We start from the raw sequence: 23,546 nt of genomic DNA on the forward strand, positions 1-23,546 counted from the left end.
GAAAAAAATTAACCGTGCCGTCGAATACTCAGCTCCAGGAGTACTCGGCGCGCAGCCGGGCGGCGACGGCCTCGAAGCGTGCGCGGTCGAGGATCGCCCCCTCGCGGCGGATGCCCTCCTCGGGGACATCGAGCACCCGGTCGAGGCGCACCCAGCTGACCCGGCCGTCGTAGTCCCAGCTGCCGGCGCCGATCGCGACCCAGTTCGGATCGTCCCCGCGGTGGTCCTGGCTGGACAGCATCAGGCCGAGCAGGGTGCGGCGGTCGCGGCCCACGACGAGCACGGGACGGTCCTTGCCGCGGGTCGGGTCGTCCTCGTAGACCACCCACGTCCACACGATCTCACCGGGATCGGCCCGGCCGTCGAGGTCGGGTGCGTAGACGATCTTGCGGGCCCGGTGGGCGGTCGGGACGCTGTTGCTCGTCACCGGCCGCCCCGCGGCGATGGCGGGCTGGGGCGGGCTGGAGGCACCCGCGAGCGAGAGGCCGACCCCCAGGCCGATCTTGAGGCCCTGCTGGATGCCCTGCTGCACGGTGCGCGGGCGGTTCTCGGACTGTTGTAGCTGGCGGATCACCTTCGGCGCCTCCTGGAACACCAGTTTCTCCGCCAACCGCTGAAACGTCTTCCATTGCGACGCCATGTTTTCGAGCATAGGTCAGGAAGGGCGGGCGCGATTGTGCCGTCGGGCACCACGGTCGATACCCTTGAGGTGCGCACACGCGCCCCGTCGCGACGTCTACCAGGAGATTCCCATCAGCAGCTTCGCCGACCAGACCTTCACCGCGCCGGCGCAGATTCGGAACTTCTGCATCATCGCGCACATCGACCACGGCAAGTCCACGCTGGCCGACCGGATGCTGGGCATCACCGGCGTCGTCGCGGATCGCGACATGCGCGCGCAGTACCTCGACCGGATGGACATCGAGCGGGAGCGCGGCATCACGATCAAGGCGCAGAACGTGCGGCTGCCGTGGGAGGTCAACGGAGAGAAGTTCGTCCTGCACCTCATCGACACCCCCGGCCACGTCGACTTCACCTACGAGGTGTCCCGCGCGCTGGAGGCCTGCGAGGGCGCGATCCTGCTGGTCGACGCCGCCCAGGGCATCGAGGCGCAGACGCTGGCCAACCTGTACCTGGCGTTGGACCGCGACCTGGCCATCATCCCGGTGCTCAACAAGATCGACCTGCCCGCCGCCGACCCGGACCGCTACGCCGGCGAACTGGCGCACATCATCGGCTGCGAACCGTCCGACGTCCTGCGGGTCTCCGGTAAGACCGGCGCAGGCGTCAGGGAACTGCTCGACGAGGTGGTGCGGCTGGTGCCGCCGCCGACCGGCGACGCCGATGCCCCGGCCCGCGCGATGATCTTCGACTCCGTCTACGACATCTACCGCGGCGTGGTCACCTACGTCCGCGTCGTCGACGGCAAGATCACCCCCCGCGAGCGCATCGCGATGATGTCGACCGGTGCCACCCACGAGCTGCTCGAGGTCGGCATCGTCTCGCCCGATCCCAAACCCTCGGCCGGTCTGGGTGTCGGAGAGGTCGGCTACCTGATCACCGGCGTGAAGGACGTCCGCCAGTCGAAGGTCGGTGACACCGTCACGACCGCCCGCCACGGCGCGAAGGAGGCCCTCACCGGGTACCGCGAGCCGCGGCCGATGGTCTACTCCGGCCTGTATCCGGTCGACGGGTCGGACTACCCGGTGCTGCGCGAGGCGCTGGACAAACTGCAGCTCAACGACGCGGCACTGACGTACGAACCCGAGACCTCGGTGGCGCTGGGCTTCGGGTTCCGCTGCGGCTTCCTCGGCCTGCTGCACATGGAGATCACCCGTGAACGCCTCGAGCGCGAGTTCAACCTCGACCTGATCTCGACGGCGCCCAACGTGGTGTACCGCGTGGAGAAGGACGACGGGACCGAGATCGTGGTCACGAACCCGTCGGACTGGCCCGAGGGCAAGGTCCGCACCGTCTACGAACCGGTCGTGAAGACCACCGTGATCGCGCCGAGCGAGTTCATCGGCACCATCATGGAGCTCTGTCAGTCCCGCCGCGGCGAACTCGGCGGCATGGACTACCTGTCGCCCGAGCGCGTGGAGCTGCGCTACACGATGCCGTTGGGCGAGATCATCTTCGACTTCTTCGACTCGTTGAAGTCCCGCACCCGCGGCTACGCCAGCCTCGACTACGAGGAGGCAGGCGAACAGGAGGCCGACCTGGTCAAGGTCGACATCCTGTTGCAGGGTGAGGCCGTCGACGCGTTCAGCGCGATCGTGCACAAGGACGGTGCGTCGGCTTACGGCAACAAGATGACCACCAAGCTCAAGGAACTGATCCCGCGTCAGCAGTTCGAAGTGCCCGTCCAGGCGGCCGTCGGCTCGAGGATCATCGCCCGCGAGAACATCCGCGCCATCCGCAAGGACGTGCTGTCCAAGTGCTACGGCGGTGACATCACCCGGAAGCGCAAACTGCTCGAGAAGCAGAAGGAAGGCAAGAAGCGGATGAAGACCATCGGCCGGGTCGACGTCCCGCAGGAGGCATTCGTCGCCGCGCTGTCCACCGACGCCGCCGGGGACAAACCCAAGAAGTAGCCCGAACGGTCGCACCGGCCGCGTCCGCGTGCTAGAGAAAGGCATGCGCACACCACGCCTGGCCGCGATGCTGGCCGGCGCGTGTCTGCTCTCGGCCGGTTGCACGGCCACGGTCGACGGGGTGGCCGTCGACCCGGCCCCGGCAGCCACCCACTCGGCGGCGCGCGCGCTCGAGCCGGTACTGCCGACCACCGAGGAACTCTCCGACGCCCTGGACATCGCCCCGACCGGCCTCATGGGCCAGCTCGTCGAGGGCGGCGCCGACACCCTGCTGCGCGGCGTCGACCGGTCCCAGGCGACGCCGGTGGAATGTGTCAGCACGACCTACCGGCTCCAGCAGGCCGTCTACGGCGCGAGCTCGGTGCGGTCGGTCGCCAGCAGATCGTGGGCGGCGGGCAGTGTCGACGGCCCGGCGCTGAGCGGGTTCTTCGGTGTGGTGCAACTCGGCTCCACCGAGGAGGCGGCGGCGTTCTTCGCCACCGCCGCCGACGACTGGGCTCGGTGCGACGGCGAGACGGTCGTACTGGACCGGGGCGGCCCGGGTGCGGGTGAACAGAGCAGCATCGCCGACGTGACGGTCGACGATCGGGTGGTCTCGGCGGTGGTGGTCCACGGGGCGGGCAGCGGGACACCGATCCAGCGTGCGCTGGGCGTGGCGGGCGACGCGATCGTCGACGTGGAGATCTCCGACATCGCCGGTGCGAGGACCGGCGGCGCGGACGGTGCGGTCGACGTCGCGCAGATCATGCTCGGCAAACTGACCGGCTGACAGCAGACGGAGACAGTGATGGGCCGGATCTGGGCGGTCGCAATAGGTGTGGTGGCGCTGACGGCCGGATGCGCGGACACCGTGTCCGGCAACGCCGTGCGGCCCGCGAACATCGTGCCGGTCGGTGTGCCGCCGCTGTCGGAGACACATGTCGCGGACGTACTGCTGTCCATCGGGGAGCTCAACGGCATCGTGGGCTCCACCCGGATGACCGTCACCAGCGACTCCGCGGAGATGACCGACCACTCCGGTGACGTGTCGGACCCGGGGTGTCTCGGGGCGATCTACGGCGCCGAGGCACCCGTCTACGCCGACAGCGGATGGACCGTGATGCGCGATCAGGTGGCCCGCGAACCCGACGAGGGCAACCAGCACTGGGTCGAGCAGACCGCGGTGCTCTACCCCTCGGACAAGGAGGCGCAGGACTTCGTCGACGCCTCCCGCACGACGTGGCAGGACTGCGCGAGCGCCGCGCTGACCGTCGACGACGGGGTGGTGCGCTCGGTGTGGGACATGGCGTCGGTGATCAACGACGGATCTCTGCTGACGCAGGTGTCGGTGCAGCGCGACGCCGACGGATGGGGATGTCAGCACGCGCTGTCGGCGGTGTCGAATCTGACCGTCGAGGCCTGGGCGTGCGCCTTCGGCCCGGGTGGCGAGGCTGCGACGATCGCCACCGAGATGGCGGCCAACGCCGCGGAGGCGGTCCGCTAGGCACGGCCATCACCAACGCTGCAACGGTGTCCAGCGATCGTGAACGCCGCTCGCCTCACCGGCGTCGACGGCCGACAATGGCGCACGTGCTGCCCGTCCTCGACCTCACCGACGCCGACACCGACCCGGCGGGTTTCCGCGCCCGGTTGCGGGAGGCCGCCCACGACGCCGGGTTCTTCTACCTCGTCGGGCACGGTGTGCCGGTCGAGGGCTTCGAGCGGGTGCTGCGCCTGGCGCGTGACTTCTTCACCCAACCGCCGGAGCGAAAGAACGAGATCAGCCAACTGCTCAGCCCGCAGTTCCGCGGATACTCCCGGCTCGGTGGGGAACTGACCAACGGCACCGTGGACTGGCGCGAGCAGATCGACATCGGACCGGAGCGCGACGTCATCGAGGGCGCCGAAGGCTACTGGCGGCTGCAGGGGCCGAACCTGTGGCCGGCGCAGCCGCCGGGATTCCGTGCCGCATTCGAAGAGTGGGGGGCCGCGCTGTCGGAGGTGGGTGTGCGGCTGCTGCGGCACTGGGCGGTGTCGCTCGGTGCGGCCGAGGACACCTTCGACGCAGCCTTCGCCGACCGGCCCGCCACGTTGATGAAGGTGGTGCGCTATCCCGGCACGACCCAGACGGCGCAGGGTGTGGGCGCGCACAAGGACTCCGGGGTGTTGACGCTGCTGCTCGTCGAACCGGGATCGGTCGGGCTGCAGGTCGAGTCGGGCCCCGACGAGTGGATCGACGTACCGCCCCTTCCCGGAGCCTTCATCGTCAACATCGGGGAACTGCTGGAGGTGGCGACGGGTGGGTACCTGCGTGCCACCCGCCACCGTGTGCTCGCCCCGCCACCCGGCACGGACCGCATCTCGATCCCGTTCTTCCTCAACCCGGCCCTCGACGCGCTGATCCCCATCCTGCCGTTGCCTCCGGAGCTGGCTGTGCGCTCGCGGGGGGTGGAAACCGACCCGGACAACCCGATCTTCAACACTTACGGGGAGAACGCGTGGAAGTCGCGCACCCGGGCGCATCCCGACGTCGCCGAACTGCATCACGGCATCACCCGGTGATTGCGTCGGCCTGATCGCAATGCTGTCGGCGCCTCGCGGTGCCGCCGTACGGTCACAACGTGTTCGATGTCCGCCGGCTCGTGGTGTTGCGCGAAGTGGTGCGCTGCGGCTCGCTCAGCGCGGCGGCGGTGTCGTTGAACTACACCACGTCCGCGGTCTCCCAGCAGATCACGGCGCTGGAACGGGATGTCGGCGCCAAACTGCTCGAGCGGGGTCCGTCCGGTACCCGTGTCACCGCGGCGGGCACCCGGCTGCTCGAACACACCGACGTGATCCTGGGCGCCGTCACCGCTGCCGAACAGGATTTGGCACGGGCGGCATCGGCGGTGCCCGACACGCTGCGCGTCGCCTCGTTCAGCAGCGCCGCCGCGACGATCCTGCCGCGGGTGATCACCCGGCTCCGGCATGAATATCCCACCACCGGAATCGAATTGGTGACCGCCGATCCGGACGACGGGGTGGCGCTGCTGGGCGCCGACGGTGCGGACGCGGCCATGGTCACCGAGGTGCCCGGCGAGCCGCCGGAATTCCGGGGGGTGTACACCGTGCCCGTCTACGACGACGAGTTCTTCGTGGTGCTGCCCCGTGACCATCGATTCGCCGCTGCGGTGGAGGTGCCCTTCGAGGCGCTGGCCGCCGAGCGGTGGGTGGTGAGCACCGCGACGGGCACCTGCCCCGACACCCGGGTGTTCCACACCGCCTGCCGGCGTGCGGGTTTCGATCCGCAGGTGACCTTCCGCGCCGACGACTACGGCACGGTGCAGGGGATGGTCGCCGCCGGCATGGGTGTCTCACTCGTCCCGTCGCTGGCCGCGTGGGCAGCGCGCGGCGACGTCGCGGTGCGCCGGCTCACTCACCGGCCGGTGCGCCGGGTCGCCGTGGCGACCGCCGCGGAGCCCGCCGCGGCCTCGGCGCTGGCGCGGTTGGTGTCGCTCATGGCGGACACCGGCGCGCGACTGCGGGCCCGCGGTGTATTCAGTGTTCCTGCAAGCCCTTCCAGCGTCGCTTGAACCGTCTTCCGCCGCACCGGAGTCACCCCTACCGTCGCACTGAACGGCCATCGACGAAAGGACCCACCCCCGATGACCATCACGCCCGAGACCACCGCCCCGACCCTGGTGTCGGTGGACCAGACCCTCGCGGTCGCCCGCCGTGTCGCGGCCGAGATCGCCGTCGGTGCCGTCGACCGCGAAGTCCGCGGAGTCTGGCCCGAGGCGGAACTGCGCCGCGTCGCCGAGAGCGGTCTGCTCGGCATCATCGTGCCCGAACGGTTCGGCGGACCCGATCTGCCCCGCTCGACGGCGGTCGAGGTGCTGCGCATCCTGTCCGAGGCGGATTCGGCGGTCGGACAGTTGTTGCTGGCGCACTTCGTCCTCAACGCCGCCATCGGCGGGCTCGGTGACACGGAACCGGCCCCGACGATCTACCGCGACGTTGTGGCCGGAGCCCAACTGGGCAATGCCACCGTCGAGCGCGGTACCCGGCTCAGCGTCGACCGGCTGACCACGGTGACCCGCCGGCCAGGCGGTGGCTGGGTGCTCGACGGGACGAAGTACTACGCCACCGGAACGCTCGGCGCGAGCTGGATCGCCGTCGCGGCCCGGATCGCGGACACCGAACCAGCGCACGGCGCAACGGTTTTCGTGCGTCCCACCGATCCCGGTGTCACCTTGAACCTGGACCGCTGGTCGTCGTTCGGCCAGCGTGGCACCGCCAGCGGCGAGGTGGTGTTCGACCGGGTGGCCGTCGACGATCCCTACGTGATCGACGAAGGTCCCGATCCCGACCCGGTGACCTCCCCGCCGTCGGTGCTCGGCGCCTTCGACCAGGCGCTGCACGCGGCGGTCGACATCGGGATCGCCCGCGCGGCCCTGACGGACGGCGCACGCTTCGTCACCACCAAGAGCCGGCCGTGGTTCGAGGCCGGTGTCGACAGCGCCGCCGACGAACCGCACGTCGTACGCCGGTTCGGTGAGCTGACCGCGCGGCTCTACGCCCTCGAGGCACTGCTCGCCGCCGGGACGGCCCGCATCGACGAGGCGCTGACCGAACCGGAGCTGACCCGTGAATCCGCCGCGGCGGCCTCACTGCAGGTGGCTGCGGCCAAGGCGCTCGCCCAGGAGTTCGCCGTCGAGATCGCCAGCGGCGTCTTCGAACTCGCCGGCGCCTCGGCCACCGACCGCGGGTACGCGCTGGACCGGCACTGGCGCAACGTGCGGGTGCACTCGCTGCACGATCCGGCCCGCTGGAAGTACGTCCACCTCGGCAACCACACCCTGCGCGGCACGCTTCCCCCGCGCCTCGGTGTCCTGCTCTGACTTCGTCCGCCGCACAGGAGATCTCATCATGACCGACCACGAAGACCCACGGTTCTACCTGACCGGCAGCATCAACGTCCCCGGCGTCGAGGACGCGTTCCGGCTCGTCGGCGCACATCTGCAGCCGGGCGTCACCCGGGTCCCCGACGGCGAACCGGGGGACCGCGCGAACTGGGTGCTCACGCAGGCCGGCCACTTCCTGGACAACCCGACGCTCGACATCGTCGACGGCCGGGCCCGGATCCGCCCCGGGGTGAGCGTCGAGTTCCCGGCGGTGGACTACCACTCGGTGGCGGCCGAGTCGTACGCGTTGTTCCGTGCTGCGCGCGATCGTGGTGTGCTCGCGCCTGATTCGCGCTTCCTGGTGTCGATTCCGACACCGTTCAACGCGGTGAATTCCTTCGCCGAGTTCGACTCCCGCGTGGAGATCGCCTTCGCATACGAACAGCGGCTGCGGGAGAGCGTCGAGGCCGTCCAGGAGGCGGTCCCGCCGCGGGATCTGGCGATCCAGTGGGACCTGCCGACCGAACTGGCCACCGTGGAGGGGTGGTTCGACAACCCGTACGGCGGGCTCGAACCCATCTTCGCGGCCACCGCGCGGCTCGCGCACTGGGTGCACGAGGACGCCGAGCTCACGTTCCACCTGTGCTACGGCGACTCCAAGTTCGGCGCCTCGCCGTTCATGGGTGATCCACCGGACGAGGAGGCGGCCGCCCGCGGGGGACGCCACGTCCTGCCGCGGGACGCCCGCGCGATCGTCACGCTCGCCAACGGACTCTCGCGCCACGTGCAGCGGCGGATCGACGCCATTCAGGCGGCGACCGTGGCGGCATGGACCAGGCGCGCACACTGGCAGCCGTTGGCCGATCTCGCGCTCGAACCGGGCACCGAGATCTATCTGGGCCTCGTGCACGCCGAGGACGGCGCCGACGGGGCACGGGCGCGCAGTGCGCTGGCGCGTGAATTCCTGCCCGAGTTCGGGCTTTCCACCGAGTGCGGGTTGGGGCGGCATTCCGCCGAACAACTCGCCGCGGTGCTGGCCGCCTGGCAGAACCTCACGACGCGGGAATTCGTCCCCGCCTGAGCGCCGGCGGCGGCCGCTAGCCCGCTGCGCCGGAGGGAGTGGTCGGCGCGTGCCGGTGGTGGTCGCGGTGCAGGCCGGGTACGAGCATCGGGACGCGACGACGGTAGTCGCGGTACTCGTCGCCCATCGCCTCGGTGAGGTCGTGCTCCTCGAAGCGCAGCGCGACCAGGATGTAGCCCGTGGTGGCGATGGCGAAGAGCAGATGTCCCGCCGACATGGTCGGCGTGGCCCAGAACGCGACGATGAACCCGAGCATGATCGGGTGGCGCACCACCCGGTACAGCAGCAGCGTCTGGAACTTCAGCCCGGTGTACGGCTCACCCCGCCAGCCCAGGTACACCTGTCGCAGCCCGAACAGGTCGAAGTGGTTGATCATGAACGTCGACGCCAGCACCGTCGCCCACCCGGCCCAGAACGCGACCCACAGCGCGAACCGCCCCGGCGCCCACGAGACGTCCCACACCGTCTGCGGCATGGTGCGCCACTGCCAGAACAGCAGCAGCAGCAGCAGACTCGCGATCAGGACGTACGTGCTGCGCTCGACGACCGGCGGGACCCACCGCGTCCACCGGCGTTTGAACGCCGGACGGGCCATGACGCTGTGCTGTACGGCGAACAACCCGAGCAGCACCAGGTTGACCACGACCGCTTCACCGATCGATGCGTCCACGCCGTGGTCGACGGTTCGCGGCACGGCGAAGTCGCCGACGAAGCCGATCGCGTACAAGAACGCGGCGAGGAAGATGACATAGCTGACGATGCCGTACACGGCGGCGAGGATCCGACTCATCACGCACTCCCGGGGTATGCAGTCCGCGACGGCGTGACCGGCGCCCAGACGGCAACACCCTCGTGCCCGGAGGTGCTGTCGGGGAGGGGATGTCGCGCTTCGCTCCGGCCGGTGCGGGTGACTCCGCGATACCGGCGAGGGGCGAGATCACGTCTCGTGGCGGCCGTTGTGGCCACACGTCAACGGTAGACCGCCCGGTGACGGTCCGAAAGCCCGAGCTGCGGCTATCCCGTTGGCACCCGACGGGCGCCGCGGATCAGCTCACCCCAGGCGGCGAACGCCTCGGCGTGTTCGGCCGACGACGATCCGGCGGCCAGCGCCACCAACCCGCCGGCGACCCGGCCGATGCCGAGGCCGGTCTGCTTCACCACGGTGACCAGTTCGTCGAACGCCTGACGTTCGGTGCAGCCGCGCAATCCCACCAGGATGCCGATCGCGATGTCGATGACCCGGCGCGACGTCACGTCCGTGATCCGGTTGTCCATACTTCCCCCTCACTGACAACACCATCGTGATGAGTCGGTGCTGCGTCTGGCAAGACATGGATACACCGTGATCCTGACTTCCCGCTGAACGTCTCCTTACGACGGCGCGTTGGCCGGGACGAAGACCCCCGAGCTGTCGGCTTCCTCCTCGGCGCGGATGACGTGCACGACCGCGTTGATCAAGGCCAGGTGGGTGAACGCCTGCGGGAAGTTGCCCAGATGGCGGCCGGTGCGGGGTTCGATTTCCTCGGCGTAGAGGTGCAGCGGACTGGCGAACGACAACAACCGTTCACACAGGTGCTTGGCACGGCTGATCTCACCGATCTCCACGAGCGCCGACACCAGCCAGAACGAGCAGATCGTGAACGTGCCCTCCTCGCCGGCCAACCCGTCGTCGGTCTCCTCGACGCGGTAGCGCAGGACCAGACCCTCCTCGGTCAGCTCGTCGGCGATCGCCAGCACCGTGGCCCGCACCCGCGGGTCGTCCGGCGGCAGGAACCGGACCAGCGGCACCAGCAGCAGGGAGGCGTCCAGCGCGTCGTCGCCGTAACGCTGGGTGAACACGCCCCGCGAGTCGACGCCGTTGGCGAGGATGTCGGCCTTGATCTGCTCGGCGATGGTGCGCCACTCCTGGGCGTAGCTCTTCTCGCCCTCGAGTTCGGCGAGCTTCGCGCCACGGTCGAGCGCCACCCAGCACATCACCTTCGAACTGGTGAAGTGCTGCGGTTCGCCGCGGACCTCCCAGATGCCGCGGTCGGGTTCCTTCCAGTGCTTGATGGCCTCCTCGACCTGGTGCTTGAGCACCGGCCACAACGCCTCGGGGATCTGCTCACGCGACTTGGTGTGCAGGTAGACCGAATCGAGCATGGTGCCCCAGATGTCGTGCTGCATCTGGTTGTAGGCACCGTTGCCGATCCGCACCGGGCGGGCGCCGTCGTACCCCGACAGGTGGTGCAGTTCCTCCTCGACCAGGCTGCGCTCACCCCCGACGCCGTACATCACCTGCAGCGGGTGGCGCTCCCCGTTGTTGGCGCCGGACACGTCGGCGATGAACGCGAAGAAGTCGTCGGCCTCGCGGTCCAGGCCCAGCGTGTAGAGACCCCACAGTGCGAACGTCGAATCCCGCACCCACGCGTAGCGGTAGTCCCAATTGCGTTCGCCCTGAGGTGTTTCCGGCAACGACGTGGTGCTCGCGGCCAACAGCGCGCCGGTCGGGGAGTAGGTCAGGCCCTTGAGTGTGAGCGCGCTGCGCTGCAGGTACGCCCGCCACGGGTGGTCGGGGAAGTCGCCGACGTTGATCCACTGCCGCCACGCCTCGCTGGTCTGCCACATCTTGTCGGCGGCCTCTTCGTAGTTCTGCGGCGCCGGATGCTTCGACCAGGACAGCGCCACGAAGACGTTGTCGCCCTCCTTGAGCCGGGTGCGGGCCCTGGCCTCGCGGCCCTCCAACCCGATCCGCAGGTTCGTGGTGAGCCGCAGCGTCGGATGGGAGTCGGCGTTGCGGTTGGCGCGCGCGATCGCCTCACCGTAGGCCGGGCCGGAGTACTCCCACTCGGCGCTCACCCGGTGGTAGTCGAACGACGGCTCACAGTTCATCACCAGCTCGACGGTGCCACTGACACACCGCACGGTGCGCAACAGGATGTGCTCGGCATCCCAGTCCATCGGCGTGCGCCGGTGGGTGCGCGACCGCGCCTCGAGGTCGTGCCAGGGACCCATCACCAGGGTGTCGCGCACGATCAGCCAGCCGGTGTGGGTCTGCCACGTGGTCTCGAGGATCAGGCTGCCCGGCAGGTAACGCCGCGCCGCGGGCACCGTCACGCCGTACGGGCCGAGCCGGAAGTGACCTGCACCGCGGTCGAGGATCGCGCCGAACACGCTCGGCGAATCCGGGCGGGGCACGCACAGCCACTCGACGGAGCCGGCCGAGGAGATCAGGCACGTGTTCTCGCAGTCGGACAGGAAGCCGTAGTCGGCGATGGGCGGGAACGGGTTCCGCAGCCCACCGGTCGGCGCGTAGGGGACCGGCGCCGTCACCGTCAACGGAGTGTCGGGCAGATAGGCCGGCTGCCCGATCGTCGCGGCTCCGTCGGTGGGCTCGGTGTGTTCCAGAACCATGCCCGCCATCATCGACTGCCGACGTGCTCGGCGTCTACTCAAACCCCATGTCCGGCCGTTGCTGAGCGGTGACAGCGCCGACGGCCCGCCGTCGCGGACCGGGCCATCGCATAGTCTGGCCCGGTGGACGCATTCCTCAGCTGGTGGGACGGCGTCGAGTTGTGGCTGACCGGTCTCGGATTCGTCGCACAGACGGCGGTGGTGATGCCGGTGGCGTTGCTGCTGGCCTATGGGCTGGCCGTGCTCCTCGACGGTGCGCTGGCAGCCGGTGTCCGGGTGCTGCGGCGCGCCCGCCACGACGGGCAGGAACCGTCATGACCGGGATGCCGCGCTCGCGGGTGACCCTGATCCTGGTCGTCCTCATCCTGCTGGTCATCGTCGCCTGGCTGATGACTCGCTGACCGCTCGTGGTGAGACACCCCGGCGGCTCTGTTATTCTTCGCGCCATGCATCCGGCGTCCGGCAATAGCGAGTGCCACATCTTGGCGCTCATTGCCGTGGGTTCGTGCGCGGTTGCTGACGTTCACTGTTGTTGCTGAAACCCCCCGTCCGCGGTTGGGCTTCGGCGACGGCACTTTTCGTGCTGCCTTCTCGTCGTCACCAGTGTCCGCTTGACGGGGTCCGTCCTGCATTCCACGGAAGACGATCGAAAGGCCATCGATGCTCAGCTCAGTCAAGACCTTCAAGCGCTGGCGGGTCGCCGCGGCGCTCGCCGCCACCGCGTCACTTCTGGCCGGGTGCGGTGGCGGCGCCAGCGACGTCGCGGGCTCCGACGGTGGCTCCAACGCCGAGACCACCCTGACCCTGGTCGCCTACGCGGTGCCCGAACCCGGGTGGTCCAAGGTCATCCCGGCGTTCGCGGCCACCGAGGAGGGTAAGGGGGTCGGCGTGACCGCATCCTACGGCGCCTCCGGCGATCAGTCTCGCGGCGTCGACTCGGGTAAACCCGCCGACGTGGTGAACTTCTCGGTCGAACCCGACATCACCCGCCTGGTGAAGTCCGGCAAGGTCAGCGAGGACTGGAACAAGAACGCCACCAAGGGGATTCCGTTCGGTTCGGTGGTGAGCCTGATGGTCCGCCCGGGCAACCCGAAGAACATCCGCGACTGGGACGACCTGCTCAAGCCGGGCGTCGAGGTCATCACCCCCAGCCCGCTCAGCTCGGGTTCGGCCAAGTGGAACCTGCTCGCCCCGTACGCGGTGAAGAGCGACGGGGGCAAGAACCCGCAGGCCGGTCTCGACTACGTCAACCAGCTGGTCAGCGAGCACATCAAGCTGCGGCCCGGCTCCGGGCGCGAGGCCACCGACGTCTTCCTGCAGGGCAGCGGCGACGTACTGCTGGCATATGAGAACGAGGCGATCAACTCGCGCCGCCTCGGCCACGAGTTCGACTACTTCAACCCCCCGCAGACCTTCAAGATCGAGAACCCGGTCGCGGTGGTCAACTCCAGCCGGCATCTCGAGCAGGCGACGGCGTTCGTGAACTTCCAGTACACGCCCGAGGCGCAGAAGCTGTGGGCCGAGGCCGGGTTCCGCCCGGTCGACCCGGCGGTCGCCGCGGAGTTCGCCGACCAGTTCCCGGCGCCGCAGAAGCTGTGGACCATCGCCGACCTGGGTGGCTGGCAGAAGGTGGACAGCGAGCTGTTCAACAAGGACTCCGGTTCGATCACCAAGATCTACACCCAGGCGACTGGATGATCACTGCCGTCGACGGTGACAACGGCCGGGCGCCGGGCGGATTCGCCCGGCGTCGCGGTACCGCGTCCCTTCGGGTCGGCGTCGCGACCATCTGGCTCAGCGTCATCGTGCTGCTGCCGCTGGCCGCGATCCTCTGGCAGTCCGTGGGCGGCGGGTGGGAGGCGTTCTACCGCGCCGTGACCGGCAATGCCGCACTCGAGTCGTTCCGGGTCACCCTGACCATCTCGGTCGGGGTGACGATCGTCAACGCCTTCTTCGGCCTGCTGGTGGCCTGGGTGCTCACCCGCGACGACTTTCCGGGCCGACGGCTGGTGGACGCCGTCATCGACCTGCCCTTCGCGCTGCCCACGATCGTCGCCAGCTTGGTCATGCTGGCGCTCTACGGACCGGCGAGCCCGGTCCAGCTGCACCTGCAGCACACCAAGTGGGGTGTGGGAATCGCGCTGCTGTTCGTCACGCTGCCGTTCGTGGTGCGCTCGGTGCAGCCGGTGCTGCTCGAACTGGACCGGGAGGTCGAAGAGGCGGCCGCCTCGCTGGGCGCCAACAACTGGACCATCCTGACCAGGATCATCCTGCCCGCACTGCTCCCGTCGCTGCTGTCCGGCGCCGGGCTGGCGTTCTCCCGCGCCATCGGCGAGTTCGGCTCGGTGGTGCTCATCGGTGGCGCGGTGCCGGGGGAGACCGAGGTGTCCTCGCAGTGGATCCGCACGCTGATCGAGAACGACGACCGCACCGGTGCGGCCGCCATCTCGATCGTGCTGCTGGCGATCTCGTTCGTCGTGCTGTTGATCCTGCGCGCGCTCGGCGCGCGGGCGGCCAAACGGGAACAGATGGCGGGGTGATCGAGCAATGCTGTTGTCGCCGGTGACGCGCCGGGTACTGCGCTTCGTCGCGCTGGCCTACATCCTGGTGCTGGTCGTCGTGCCGGTGGGGCTGATCCTGTGGCGGACCTTCTCACCCGGCATCGGCGCGTTCGTCGCATCGATCGGGACCCCCGCGGCCATCAGCGCGCTGCAGTTGTCGCTGCTCGTCGTGGCGATCGTCGTCCCGCTCAACGTGCTGTTCGGGGTTCCGACCGCGCTGGTGTTGGCGCGCAACAAGTTCCGCGGTAAGAGCGCGCTCCAGGCGGTGATCGACCTGCCGTTCGCGGTGTCGCCGGTGGTCGTGGGTGTCGCGCTGATCCTGCTGTGGGGGTCGGCCGGGGTGTTCGGATTCGTCGAGAACAACCTCGGCTTCAAGATCATCTTCGGGCTGCCCGGCATCGTGCTCGCGAGCATCTTCGTCACCGTGCCGTTCGTCATCCGCGAGGTCGAACCGGTGCTGCACGAGATCGGCACCGACCAGGAGGAAGCCGCCTCGACCCTGGGCTCGCAGTGGTGGCAGACCTTCTGGCGGATCACGCTGCCGTCGATCCGCTGGGGTCTCACGTATGGCGTGGTCCTCACCATCGCCCGCACACTGGGGGAGTACGGCGCGGTCATCATGGTGTCGTCGAACCTGCCGGGCACCTCGCAGACCCTGACGCTGCTGGTGTCCGACCGTTACAACCGGGGTGCCGAATACGGTGCCTACGCTGTGTCGACACTGCTCATGGGGGTCGCGGTGATCGTCCTGGTGGTCCAGGTGGTACTCGACGCCCGTCGGGGCCGACAGGAGAGCAGAGGGTCATGACAGACGCGATCATCGTGCGCGGCGCCAACAAGCACTACGGCGACTTCGCGGCGCTGGACAACATCGACTTCGAGGTTCCGGCCGGTTCGCTCACCGCACTGCTCGGTCCCAGCGGTTCGGGCAAGTCGACGTTGCTGCGGGCGATCGCCGGCCTCGACCAGCCCGACACCGGCACCATCACGATCAACGGGCGCGACGTCACCGCGGTACCGCCCCAGCGCCGCGGCATCGGCTTCGTCTTCCAGCATTACGCGGCGTTCAAGCACCTCTCGGTGCGCGAGAACGTCGCGTTCGGGTTGAAGATCCGCAAGCGGCCCAAGGCGGAGATCAAGGAGAAGGTCGACAACCTGCTCGAGGTCGTCGGGTTGGCCGGCTTCCAGAACCGCTACCCCAATCAGCTCTCCGGCGGGCAGCGGCAGCGGATGGCGCTGGCCCGCGCGCTGGCGGTCGATCCGCAGGTGCTGCTGCTCGACGAGCCGTTCGGCGCGCTCGACGCGAAGGTGCGCGAGGATCTGCGGGCCTGGCTGCGCCGCCTGCACGACGAAGTCCACGTCACCACCGTGCTGGTCACCCACGACCAGGCCGAGGCGCTCGACGTCGCCGACCGCATCGCGGTGCTCAACAAGGGCCGGATCGAACAGGTCGGTTCACCGACCGAGGTGTACGACACCCCGGCCAACGCGTTCGTGATGTCGTTCCTGGGCGCGGTGTCGTCGCTCAACGGCACGCTCGTGCGCCCGCACGACATCCGGGTCGGCCGCAATCCGGAACTGCCGATCTACGAGAGCGAGTCGATCCAGGCCACCGGCGTGGTCAAGGCCGTCATCGACCGAATCGTGGTGCTGGGCTTCGAGGTTCGCCTCGAGCTGACCAATGCGGCGACGCATGCGCCGTTCACCGCGCAGATCACCCGCGGTGACGCGGAGGCGCTCGGGCTGCGCGAAGGGGAGACGGTCTACGTGCGGGCCACGCGCGTGCCGGAGATCCCCGGGGACACCGAGGCGCCGAAGGCGGCCGTGCTGCGCTGACCCGACTGTACGGCTACGCCGCCTCACTGGGCAGCAGCCGGTGGAGAAGGTCGGTCAGGGTCAACAGGCCGCGACCGGAGGGGCCGTCCACGATGACCAGGTGGCTTCGCGTCTCCCGCATGGTGCGCAGTGCTTCGTACACCGGGGTGCTCTCCGGCAGGCTGAGCACCGGGCGCATCAACGTGCGCGCCGAACCCGAGGACGACAGGCTGTCGCGGACGTGCACGACGCCCACGGTGTCGGATCCGTCGCGCACCAACAATCGCAGATGCCCGGTCGCGTGTGCGGTCTGTTGGATTTCCTCCGGCGTCGCATCGGCTTGCACGTCGCTGTACGCGCCGTCCCGCCGGGCCACCTGTCCCACGCTCAGCGCCTCCAGTTCCAGCGCGCTGGTCAGATTCGCGTAATAGCGCTCGTCGAGGGTGCCCACCGTCGCCGAGTGTTCGACGAGCTGACGCAGCGCATCCGGATCCTGCGCATCGGCCAGTTCGTCGACCGGGGTGACCCCGACCCGGCGCAGGCACCAGTTGGCGGCGTGGTTGAGGCCACGCAGCAGTGGGCGCGTGAGGAACATGAACCCTCGCATCGGCAGAGCCAGCAAGGTGGCCGACCGTTCAGGATGGGCGATGGCCCACGATTTCGGCGCCATCTCGCCGATCACCAGGTGCAGGAACGTGACGATCGCCAGCGCCAGGACGAACCCGCTTGCGTCGGCCGCCCACGACGGTGCGCCGAGGCCAGCCAGCCATGGCGTGATCGCATGGTGCACAGCCGGTTTGGTGACGGCGCCCAACAGCAGCGTGCATGCCGTTATGCCCAGCTGGGCGCCGGCGAGCAGCAACGACAGTTCACCGGCGCTGCGCAGTGCGGCGCGCGCCGCCGCGCTGGCGGCGGCCGCATCCTCGAGCCGGCTGCGGCGTGCGGCGATCAACGCGAACTCCACGGCGACGAAGAACGCGCTGAGGCTGATGAGCCCGACGGTGATCGCCACGACCGCCCACGGGCTATTCATCGTCGCCCCCCTCCGTGCGGGTGTCGACGGTGACCAACACACGCGACGGTACCCGCCGGTCGACGGCCCGCACCTCCGCGACGATCTGCCGCGCCGGCGCAGGGCCGTCGTTGAGCAGATCCGCATTGTCGCTGGGCAATTCGATGACGACGGTGTCCCCGGCGTCGGGTAGGCCGGCCGCGTGTGCGATGACCATGCCCGCGACCGTTTCGTAGTCGCCTTCCGGCAGCGTCAGCCCGAGGGTGCGTTCGGCCTCGTCGAGTGGTAGATCGCCGGCGAGCAGCCAGCCGCCGTCCCGGGCGACGATGTCCGCCGTCGATTCGGTGTCGTGTTCGTCGTCGATCTCGCCGACGAGTTCCTCGGCCAGATCCTCGACGGTGACGATTCCGGCGAACCCGCCGTATTCGTCGATGACGATCGCCATCTCGTCACCGGTCTGAGCCAATTCGCGCACCACGTTTGGCAGCGGGAGCGTCTCCGGGACGACCACGGCCGGGCGGCAGCGCGCACGGGCGGTGCCGCTTGTGGACTGGGTAGAGGGGCCGAGCAGGTCGTGTAGGTCGATCACGCCGATGACGTCGTCAGGGCCGGAACCGGTGACGGGATAGCGGGTGTGCCCGCGGGCCATGCGCTCCAGCACATCCGGCACGGCTTCGTCGGCGCGGACCACGTCGACGCGCGAACGCGGGATCATCGCGTGTTCGGCGGTGCTGGTGGGGAAGTCGAGGATACGGTCCAGCAGGGCGGAGAGTTCCCGCGGGATCTCCCCGGCATCGCGGGAAGCGGCGACGATGTGTTCGAGGTCCCGCGGCGTCGCCGAATGCTCGACGTCATGCACCGGTTCGATGCGCAGAAGCCGCAGCAGCATGTTCGACGACTGGTCGAACAGCCAGATGAGCCAGCCGAACAGCTTGAGATAGATCGTTGTCGACAACGCCAGCCAGCGGGCCAGCGGCTCGGGGCGGGCGATCGCCAGGTTCTTCGGGAAGAGTTCTCCGAAGACCATCTGCACGACCGTCGAGACCGCGATTGCGACGAGACCGCCGATGCCGACAGCCACCGCGGTCGGGATCCCGGCACCGCCGAGCAGTGTTTCCAGACCGCGCCCGATCAGCGGTTCGGCGACGTATCCGACCAGCAGTCCCGTGACCGTGATGCCCAATTGGGCACCCGACAGCATGAACGAAGTGCGGCGGGTGACGGTCAGCGCGCGGGCGGCTGCGTGGTCGCCCGCCTCAGCGCGGGCCTTGAGCCGTGACCGGTCCACCGCCATGTAGGCGAATTCCTGCGCGACGAAGTATCCGGTCAACGCTGTGATCGCCAAGACGACGAGAAAACCTACGAGAATTCCGACGACGGCGGTCAACATGTGACCGCCTTGGGTCTGAGAGGGGGCATCGAGTCCTTGCTCGGTAGGTGGGCGGATAGTCCGTCGGCACCCAGAGTACCGACGCTGGGAGAGTGCTGTGAGTGTGCCGTCACGGCGCCGACTGTGTACACACGGTGGTGCTTTCGCGGGATTCCCGCCGTGGAGGCACACTCGACGCGGGGTCAGGCCGCGGCGCGTGTCTCCGTCACGTCGTCGAAGCGGTCGAGCACCGTCGCCGCCACCAGGTTGTGCGACCCCAGCGGCTCGGCCATCGAAATACCCTCGCGCGCAGCGTAATCCGCAACGCGATCGGTGATGCGGCCGTGGGCGAGGAACCACGGCACGATCACGAGCCGACGGGCGCCCGAATCCCGCAGCGCGGCGGCGGTGCCGGCCAGGTCGGCGTGCGGGCCGGTGGCGAAGGCGACCTTCGTACCCGCCCACCGGGTGCCGTCCGCCAGCGCGGGCGCGACGGTCGAGGTCCTGGCGTTGGCCGATGGATTCGAGGACCCGACGGCCACGACCATCACACCGAGTTCGTCGTCGTAGGGGCAGACCCCCGCCTCGGTCAGTCGAAGGCGCGCCACCGACAGCAGTGCGGGATCCTCACCGAGCACCGGGGCGGTCCGCACCGGGGCGCCGACGGTGTCGATCACGGCCGGGATGTCGACGCGGGCGTGGTAGGCATCGGCCAGCAGGAACGGTACGACGGTGGCGTTGCCGGTCTCCGAGAGCACGTCGTGCAGGCTCGGGGCGCACTTCTCGAGGAACGCCGCCCGCACGTCGAGCCACGGTCGCAGCCGCCGGATCCGGCCGGCCACCGCATGCGTGACCGCCGCCGACCGCGGGTCGACGCTGCCGTGCGCGGTCAGGATCAACGTGCTCAAGACTGGTGCAGCCCGCATTCGATCTTGTTCAGGCCCTGCCAGCGCCCGCTGCGCGGATCGGCGCCCTCGATCGGCTTGGCCGTGCACGGTGCGCAACCGATCGACGGGTAACCCTCGTCGACCAGCGGGTTGACCAGCACGCCGTTGGCGGCGATGTAGGCCTGCATGTCGTCGTCCGACCATGCCGCGATCGGGTTGATCTTGACCAGGCCGAACGCCCTGTCCCAGCTGATCAGCGGTGCGTTGGCCCGGGTGGGGGCCTCGACGCGGCGGATGCCGGTGACCCAGGCCGAATAACCGCTCAGCGCCTTGGTCAGCGGTTCGACCTTGCGCAGACGGCAGCACTCGTTCGGCTCGCGGGCGAACAGGTCCTTGCCGAGCAGCGCCTCCTGTTCGGCGACGGTCCGCTCGGGGGTGACGTTGACGACGTTCACGTCGTACACCGCCTGCACCGCATCGCGGGTGCCGATGGTCTCCGCGAAGTGGTAGCCGGTGTCGAGGAACAGCACGTCCACACCGGGCCGGACCTTCGCCGCCATGTCGACCAGCACCGCGTCCTGCATGTTCGACGCCACCACGTAGTTGCCGGAGAAGTTCTCGTCGGTCCAGCGCAGCAGGTCGATCGCCGACGCGTTCGGGCCGAGTTCGGCCGCGCCGCGCTCCGCCAGTTGCTGCAGGTCGATATCCGACATCACATCCGTCACCGCAAGTCCGCCTCGTCTGCTCGTAGGGCCCACGTTGCGAAACGCTCGCCGTCCTCGCGTTGTTTCACGAAGTTGCGAACCACCCGCTCGATGTAGTCGCCGAGTTCGGTCGCGAGCACCTTGTGCTGGCGCAGCTTGCGGCCGAAACCGCTGTCCAGCCCGAGGCTGCCGCCCAGGTGGACCTGGAAGCCCTCTTCGGGGCCGTCCCCGTCGTCCACCATCTGGCCCTTGAACCCGATGTCGGCGACCTGGATACGGGCGCACGAGTTCGGGCAGCCGTTGATGTTGATCGTCACCGGCACGTCGAGCTGGGCGTTGATGTCCTCGAGGCGCTTCTCGAGCTCGGGCACCAGCACCTGCGAGCGGCTCCTGGTCTCGGCGAAGCTGAGCTTGCAGAACTCGATTCCCGTGCACGCCATCAGGTTTCGCCGCCAGTGCGACGGGGTCGACGGCAGGCCCAACGCGTCCAGCCCGGCCCGCAGCTCGTCGAGCTTCTCATCGGGCACGTCCAGCACGATCAGCTTCTGGTACGGCGTGAACCGGATCCGGTCGCTGCCCGCGGCCTCGGCCAGGTCGGCGACCTTGCTCAAGATGGTCCCCGAGACGCGGCCGGCGATGGGGGCGACGCCGACGGCGTTGAGACCGTTCTTGAGCTTCTGCACCCCCACGTGGTCGATCGGACGGGTCACGGGGTCGGGCGCGGGTCCATCGATGAGCGGGCGCTTGAGGTACTCCGTCTCGAGAACCTGGCGGAATTTCTCTACGCCCCAGTCCTTGATCAGGAACTTCAGCCGGGCCTTGGAGCGCAGGCGCCGGTATCCGTAGTCGCGGAAGACGCTGACGACGCCCTCCCAGACGTCGGGCACCTCATCGAGCGGAACCCAGGCCCCGACGCGCTGGCCCAGCATCGGGTTGGTGGACAGCCCGCCGCCGACCCACAGGTCGAAGCCGGGGCCGTGCTCGGGATGCACCACACCGATGAACGCGACGTCGTTGACCTCGTGCACGACGTCCTGCAGACCGGAGATCGCGGTCTTGAACTTGCGCGGCAGGTTGGAGTACTCCGGCTTGCCGATGTAGCGCTTGACGATCTCGTCGACCGCGGGCGTGCCGTCGATCACCTCGTCGAGGGACTCACCGGCCAGCGGCGAACCGAGCACGACGCGGGGGCAGTCGCCGCACGCCTCTGTGGTCTGCAACCCCACCTCGTCGAGCCGGCGCCAGATCTCCGGCATGTTCCTGACGTCGATCCAGTGGTACTGGACGTTCTGCCGGTCGGAGATGTCGGCGGTGTCCCTGGCGAACTCGGTGGAGATCTCACCGAGGGTGCGCAGCGCCTTCGCGGTCAGCGCACCGCCGTCGCTGCGGACCCGCAGCATGAAGTACTCGTCTTCGAGCATGTCGGTGTTCTCGTCACCGGTCCACGTGCCGTCGAAGCCGGGCTTGCGTTGGGTGTAGAGGCCCCACCAGCGGAAGCGGCCGCGCAGGTCGCCCTTGTCGATCGTGTCGAAGCCGCCGGGGGCGTAGATGTTCTCGATCCGCTCCCGCACGTTGAGCGGGTTGTCGTCCTTCTTGGACTGTTCGTTGGCGTTGAGCGGCTCGCGGTATCCCAGTGCCCACTGTCCTTCGCCGCGCGGACGCTTCACGGGCTTGGCGGGGCGGGTCGGGGTCTCGGTCATGGGGTCTGGCTCCTTGCTGGGAGCCGGCGTTGGGACCGCGCTGAATCACCGGGGGGCTGTCCGGCGGCGCAGATCCGGCGGCCAGCTGTACGTGCGGGGTGGGCTGGGTCCTAGATCAGGCGCGTCAAGGCAGACAACAAGAAGTACAAACGCGCTTGAAGTCCACATGCCGACGCACCACCAGCGAGATGCGGGTGTTGAGGGCCGGCGCGGCAGTCACCCGGCCATTGTGCCACGAACTGCCGCACCTGCCCTAACCGGGCCATATTTGCGCTCGCGGTGAGCAAAAGTCGCCCCAGGCCCCGCGGATCGGCCGCGGGATTACGCCATCTGACGTCGCGCTGGGACGATGGAGAGGTGAGCCTCCGAACCGCCCCCGTACGCGCGCCGGAACTGGCCGCCACCGCGGGTCGGCCGTTCGGCCTCTACATCCACGTCCCGTTCTGCGCGACCCGCTGCGGCTACTGCGACTTCAACACCTACACCCCCGCGGAGGCGGGCGGCGCCAACCCCGAGGGCTGGCTGGTCGCGATGCGCCAAGAGTTGGCGCTCGCGGCCCGGACGTTGGGGACGCCGCCGCCGGTGCGGACCGTCTTCGTCGGCGGTGGCACCCCGTCGCTGCTGGGCGGTGCGGGCCTGACCGCGGTGCTGGCCGCGGTGCGCGAGCACTTCGAACTGGCGCCCGGCGCCGAGGTCACCACTGAGGCCAACCCGGAGTCGTCGGGACCCGAACTGTTCGACGCGCTGCTGGCCGCCGGCTACACCCGCGTCTCGCTCGGTATGCAGTCGACGGCCCGCCATGTCCTCAAGGTGCTCGACCGGTTGCATTCCCCCGGCCGCGCGGTGGCCGCCGCCGGAGAGGCGCGCGCAGCCGGCTTCGGGCACGTCAACCTCGACCTGATCTACGGCACGCCGGGGGAGACTGACGACGACCTGCGCCGGTCCGCCGACGCCGCGATCGGGGCGGGGGTCGACCACGTGTCGGCCTACGCGCTGGTGGTCGAGGACGGGACGGCCCTGGCCCGCCGGGTGCGGCGCGGTGAGGTGACCGCCCCCGACGACGACGTGCTGGCGGCGCGGTACGAACTGCTCGATGCGCGGCTGGGCGAGGCCGGGTTCGACTGGTACGAGGTGTCGAACTGGGCCAGGTTCGGCGGCGAGTGCCGCCACAACCTCGGCTACTGGGCCGGCGGCGAATGGTGGGGGGTCGGGCCGGGGGCGCACGGCTTCCTGGGCGACACCCGGTGGTGGAACGTCAGGCATCCCAACGCCTATGCCACCGCGCTGGGCGACGGGGCACTGCCCGTCTCCGATTTCGAGGTGCTCGACCCGGCCGCGCGGCACACCGAGGACGTGATGCTGCGGGTGCGGCTGCGCAGCGGGCTGCCGCTGGACATGCTCACCGCCGACGAGCGGAGTCGCGTCGGCACCGTGGTGGCCGACGGCCTCGCGGTGGTCGACGGGGCGGCGCTGGTCCTCACCGACCGTGGCCGCCTGCTCGCCGACGGTGTGGTGCGCACGCTGCTCGCCGACTGAATCCGACCGGAGGTGGTCGCCCCGGATCGGCG

At 69.3% G+C, this 23,546-nt stretch carries 24 protein-coding genes; 14 read left to right on the forward strand and 10 right to left on the reverse strand.

Features of this window, described 5'->3' with window-relative positions; genetic code table 11:
* Window positions 1-28 precede the first annotated feature (28 nt).
* Entirely contained in the window at window positions 29-652 is a 624-nt protein-coding gene (locus tag G6N49_RS05450; RefSeq protein WP_011560877.1) for a type II toxin-antitoxin system PemK/MazF family toxin, read from the reverse strand.
* A gap of 22 nt (window positions 653-674) precedes the next feature.
* Between G6N49_RS05450 and lepA the strand changes: the two genes are divergently transcribed.
* The 7 genes from lepA to G6N49_RS05485 all read left to right on the forward strand — a co-directional run bounded on the left by lepA (window position 675) and on the right by G6N49_RS05485 (window position 8,537).
* The gene (lepA, locus tag G6N49_RS05455) at window positions 675-2,594 is read left to right on the forward strand and encodes a translation elongation factor 4 (protein WP_011560876.1); all 1,920 of its coding nucleotides are present in this window, start codon (window positions 675-677) and stop codon (window positions 2,592-2,594) included.
* A gap of 43 nt (window positions 2,595-2,637) precedes the next feature.
* Window positions 2,638-3,363, forward strand: a complete 726-nt coding sequence (locus tag G6N49_RS05460; protein ID WP_011560875.1) for a sensor domain-containing protein — start codon at window positions 2,638-2,640, stop codon at window positions 3,361-3,363.
* 18 nt (window positions 3,364-3,381) lie between these two features.
* Window positions 3,382-4,077: a sensor domain-containing protein gene (locus G6N49_RS05465; RefSeq protein ID WP_011856122.1), complete on the forward strand. Its 696-nt coding sequence runs from the start codon at window positions 3,382-3,384 to the stop codon at window positions 4,075-4,077.
* Between the two features lie 77 nt (window positions 4,078-4,154).
* Window positions 4,155-5,135 (forward strand): isopenicillin N synthase family dioxygenase, encoded by a 981-nt coding sequence (locus G6N49_RS05470; RefSeq protein WP_041925090.1) that lies wholly within the window; start codon window positions 4,155-4,157, stop codon window positions 5,133-5,135.
* Between the two features lie 59 nt (window positions 5,136-5,194).
* Entirely contained in the window at window positions 5,195-6,145 is a 951-nt protein-coding gene (locus tag G6N49_RS05475; RefSeq protein WP_234786826.1) for a LysR family transcriptional regulator, read from the forward strand.
* A gap of 72 nt (window positions 6,146-6,217) precedes the next feature.
* Window positions 6,218-7,453, forward strand: coding sequence for an acyl-CoA dehydrogenase family protein (locus G6N49_RS05480; protein ID WP_011560871.1), 1,236 nt, complete (start codon window positions 6,218-6,220; stop codon window positions 7,451-7,453).
* A 28-nt stretch (window positions 7,454-7,481) separates the two neighbouring features.
* Window positions 7,482-8,537: a hypothetical protein gene (locus G6N49_RS05485; protein ID WP_011856120.1), complete on the forward strand. Its 1,056-nt coding sequence runs from the start codon at window positions 7,482-7,484 to the stop codon at window positions 8,535-8,537.
* A 16-nt stretch (window positions 8,538-8,553) separates the two neighbouring features.
* Here G6N49_RS05485 and mddA read toward each other — a convergent pair whose 3' ends face one another.
* The 3 genes from mddA to G6N49_RS05500 form a co-directional block, all read right to left on the reverse strand.
* Window positions 8,554-9,327, reverse strand: a complete 774-nt coding sequence (mddA, locus tag G6N49_RS05490) for a methanethiol S-methyltransferase (RefSeq protein ID WP_011560869.1) — start codon at window positions 9,325-9,327, stop codon at window positions 8,554-8,556.
* Between the two features lie 224 nt (window positions 9,328-9,551).
* Window positions 9,552-9,812, reverse strand: coding sequence for an ANTAR domain-containing protein (locus tag G6N49_RS05495; RefSeq protein WP_011560868.1), 261 nt, complete (start codon window positions 9,810-9,812; stop codon window positions 9,552-9,554).
* A 96-nt stretch (window positions 9,813-9,908) separates the two neighbouring features.
* On the reverse strand, window positions 9,909-11,942 hold the full coding sequence (locus G6N49_RS05500; RefSeq protein WP_406540079.1) for a glycoside hydrolase family 15 protein: 2,034 nt from the start codon (window positions 11,940-11,942) through the stop codon (window positions 9,909-9,911).
* Between the two features lie 111 nt (window positions 11,943-12,053).
* On the opposite strand from G6N49_RS05500, the gene G6N49_RS05505 reads away from it, so the two are divergent.
* The 6 genes from G6N49_RS05505 to G6N49_RS05525 all read left to right on the forward strand — a co-directional run bounded on the left by G6N49_RS05505 (window position 12,054) and on the right by G6N49_RS05525 (window position 16,327).
* Window positions 12,054-12,248 (forward strand): hypothetical protein, encoded by a 195-nt coding sequence (locus G6N49_RS05505; protein WP_011560866.1) that lies wholly within the window; start codon window positions 12,054-12,056, stop codon window positions 12,246-12,248.
* Between the two features lie 128 nt (window positions 12,249-12,376).
* On the forward strand, window positions 12,377-12,469 hold the full coding sequence (locus G6N49_RS29815; protein WP_353612146.1) for an Ms4533A family Cys-rich leader peptide: 93 nt from the start codon (window positions 12,377-12,379) through the stop codon (window positions 12,467-12,469).
* Window positions 12,470-12,590: 121 nt separating this feature from the next.
* Complete coding sequence (locus tag G6N49_RS05510; protein WP_011560865.1) at window positions 12,591-13,628, forward strand: sulfate ABC transporter substrate-binding protein; 1,038 nt, start codon at window positions 12,591-12,593, stop codon at window positions 13,626-13,628.
* On the forward strand, window positions 13,625-14,470 hold the full coding sequence (gene cysT / locus G6N49_RS05515; protein ID WP_011560864.1) for a sulfate ABC transporter permease subunit CysT: 846 nt from the start codon (window positions 13,625-13,627) through the stop codon (window positions 14,468-14,470). Before G6N49_RS05510 ends, cysT begins: the two co-directional genes overlap by 4 nt.
* 7 nt (window positions 14,471-14,477) lie before the next feature.
* A complete protein-coding gene (cysW, locus tag G6N49_RS05520) occupies window positions 14,478-15,299 on the forward strand; it encodes a sulfate ABC transporter permease subunit CysW (RefSeq protein ID WP_011560863.1) in 822 nt (273 codons plus the stop codon).
* Window positions 15,296-16,327, forward strand: a complete 1,032-nt coding sequence (locus tag G6N49_RS05525; protein ID WP_011560862.1) for a sulfate/molybdate ABC transporter ATP-binding protein — start codon at window positions 15,296-15,298, stop codon at window positions 16,325-16,327. The genes cysW and G6N49_RS05525 overlap by 4 nt, the downstream gene beginning before the upstream one ends.
* A 13-nt stretch (window positions 16,328-16,340) precedes the next feature.
* On the opposite strand, the gene G6N49_RS05530 is transcribed toward G6N49_RS05525, so the two are convergent.
* The 6 genes from G6N49_RS05530 to G6N49_RS29820 form a co-directional block, all read right to left on the reverse strand.
* Window positions 16,341-17,339, reverse strand: coding sequence for a hemolysin family protein (locus G6N49_RS05530; RefSeq protein ID WP_011560861.1), 999 nt, complete (start codon window positions 17,337-17,339; stop codon window positions 16,341-16,343).
* Complete coding sequence (locus G6N49_RS05535; protein WP_011856117.1) at window positions 17,332-18,708, reverse strand: hemolysin family protein; 1,377 nt, start codon at window positions 18,706-18,708, stop codon at window positions 17,332-17,334. Before G6N49_RS05535 ends, G6N49_RS05530 begins: the two co-directional genes overlap by 8 nt.
* Before the next feature lie 182 nt (window positions 18,709-18,890).
* Window positions 18,891-19,595 carry a sirohydrochlorin chelatase gene (locus G6N49_RS05540; protein ID WP_011856116.1) on the reverse strand — a complete coding sequence of 235 codons (705 nt, stop codon included), beginning with the start codon at window positions 19,593-19,595 and terminating at the stop codon, window positions 18,891-18,893.
* Window positions 19,592-20,287, reverse strand: a complete 696-nt coding sequence (locus G6N49_RS05545) for a phosphoadenylyl-sulfate reductase (protein WP_011560858.1) — start codon at window positions 20,285-20,287, stop codon at window positions 19,592-19,594. Before G6N49_RS05545 ends, G6N49_RS05540 begins: the two co-directional genes overlap by 4 nt.
* Before the next feature lie 8 nt (window positions 20,288-20,295).
* Complete coding sequence (locus tag G6N49_RS05550; protein WP_011856115.1) at window positions 20,296-21,978, reverse strand: nitrite/sulfite reductase; 1,683 nt, start codon at window positions 21,976-21,978, stop codon at window positions 20,296-20,298.
* A gap of 124 nt (window positions 21,979-22,102) precedes the next feature.
* Entirely contained in the window at window positions 22,103-22,198 is a 96-nt protein-coding gene (locus tag G6N49_RS29820) for an Ms4527A family Cys-rich leader peptide (protein ID WP_406540074.1), read from the reverse strand.
* A gap of 137 nt (window positions 22,199-22,335) precedes the next feature.
* Between G6N49_RS29820 and hemW the strand changes: the two genes are divergently transcribed.
* On the forward strand, window positions 22,336-23,514 hold the full coding sequence (gene hemW / locus G6N49_RS05555; protein ID WP_011856114.1) for a radical SAM family heme chaperone HemW: 1,179 nt from the start codon (window positions 22,336-22,338) through the stop codon (window positions 23,512-23,514).
* The last annotated feature ends 32 nt before the right edge of the window (window positions 23,515-23,546 follow it).

It is taken from the genome of Mycolicibacterium monacense (assembly GCF_010731575.1).
In the GTDB taxonomy this organism is placed as follows: domain Bacteria; phylum Actinomycetota; class Actinomycetes; order Mycobacteriales; family Mycobacteriaceae; genus Mycobacterium; species Mycobacterium monacense.

Excerpts from the sequence above, each read along its gene's own strand:
- G6N49_RS05465 (WP_011856122.1), top strand. The coding sequence starts at position 3,382 with ATGGGCCGGATCTGGGCGGTCGCAATAGGTGTGGTGGCGCTGACGGCC.
- G6N49_RS05485 (WP_011856120.1), top strand. The coding sequence starts at position 7,482 with ATGACCGACCACGAAGACCCACGGTTCTACCTGACCGGCAGCATCAAC.
- G6N49_RS05470 (WP_041925090.1), top strand. The coding sequence starts at position 4,155 with ATGGCGCACGTGCTGCCCGTCCTCGACCTCACCGACGCCGACACCGAC.
- G6N49_RS29815 (WP_353612146.1), top strand. The coding sequence starts at position 12,377 with ATGCATCCGGCGTCCGGCAATAGCGAGTGCCACATCTTGGCGCTCATT.
- G6N49_RS05550 (WP_011856115.1), bottom strand. The coding sequence starts at position 21,978 with ATGACCGAGACCCCGACCCGCCCCGCCAAGCCCGTGAAGCGTCCGCGC.
- G6N49_RS05535 (WP_011856117.1), bottom strand. The coding sequence starts at position 18,708 with ATGTTGACCGCCGTCGTCGGAATTCTCGTAGGTTTTCTCGTCGTCTTG.
- G6N49_RS05500 (WP_406540079.1), bottom strand. The coding sequence starts at position 11,942 with ATGATGGCGGGCATGGTTCTGGAACACACCGAGCCCACCGACGGAGCC.
- G6N49_RS05480 (WP_011560871.1), top strand. The coding sequence starts at position 6,218 with ATGACCATCACGCCCGAGACCACCGCCCCGACCCTGGTGTCGGTGGAC.
- G6N49_RS05530 (WP_011560861.1), bottom strand. The coding sequence starts at position 17,339 with ATGAATAGCCCGTGGGCGGTCGTGGCGATCACCGTCGGGCTCATCAGC.
- G6N49_RS05460 (WP_011560875.1), top strand. The coding sequence starts at position 2,638 with ATGCGCACACCACGCCTGGCCGCGATGCTGGCCGGCGCGTGTCTGCTC.
- G6N49_RS05510 (WP_011560865.1), top strand. The coding sequence starts at position 12,591 with ATGCTCAGCTCAGTCAAGACCTTCAAGCGCTGGCGGGTCGCCGCGGCG.
- cysT (WP_011560864.1), top strand. The coding sequence starts at position 13,625 with ATGATCACTGCCGTCGACGGTGACAACGGCCGGGCGCCGGGCGGATTC.
- cysW (WP_011560863.1), top strand. The coding sequence starts at position 14,478 with ATGCTGTTGTCGCCGGTGACGCGCCGGGTACTGCGCTTCGTCGCGCTG.
- mddA (WP_011560869.1), bottom strand. The coding sequence starts at position 9,327 with ATGAGTCGGATCCTCGCCGCCGTGTACGGCATCGTCAGCTATGTCATC.
- G6N49_RS05525 (WP_011560862.1), top strand. The coding sequence starts at position 15,296 with ATGACAGACGCGATCATCGTGCGCGGCGCCAACAAGCACTACGGCGAC.
- G6N49_RS05495 (WP_011560868.1), bottom strand. The coding sequence starts at position 9,812 with ATGGACAACCGGATCACGGACGTGACGTCGCGCCGGGTCATCGACATC.
- G6N49_RS05450 (WP_011560877.1), bottom strand. The coding sequence starts at position 652 with ATGCTCGAAAACATGGCGTCGCAATGGAAGACGTTTCAGCGGTTGGCG.
- G6N49_RS05545 (WP_011560858.1), bottom strand. The coding sequence starts at position 20,287 with ATGTCGGATATCGACCTGCAGCAACTGGCGGAGCGCGGCGCGGCCGAA.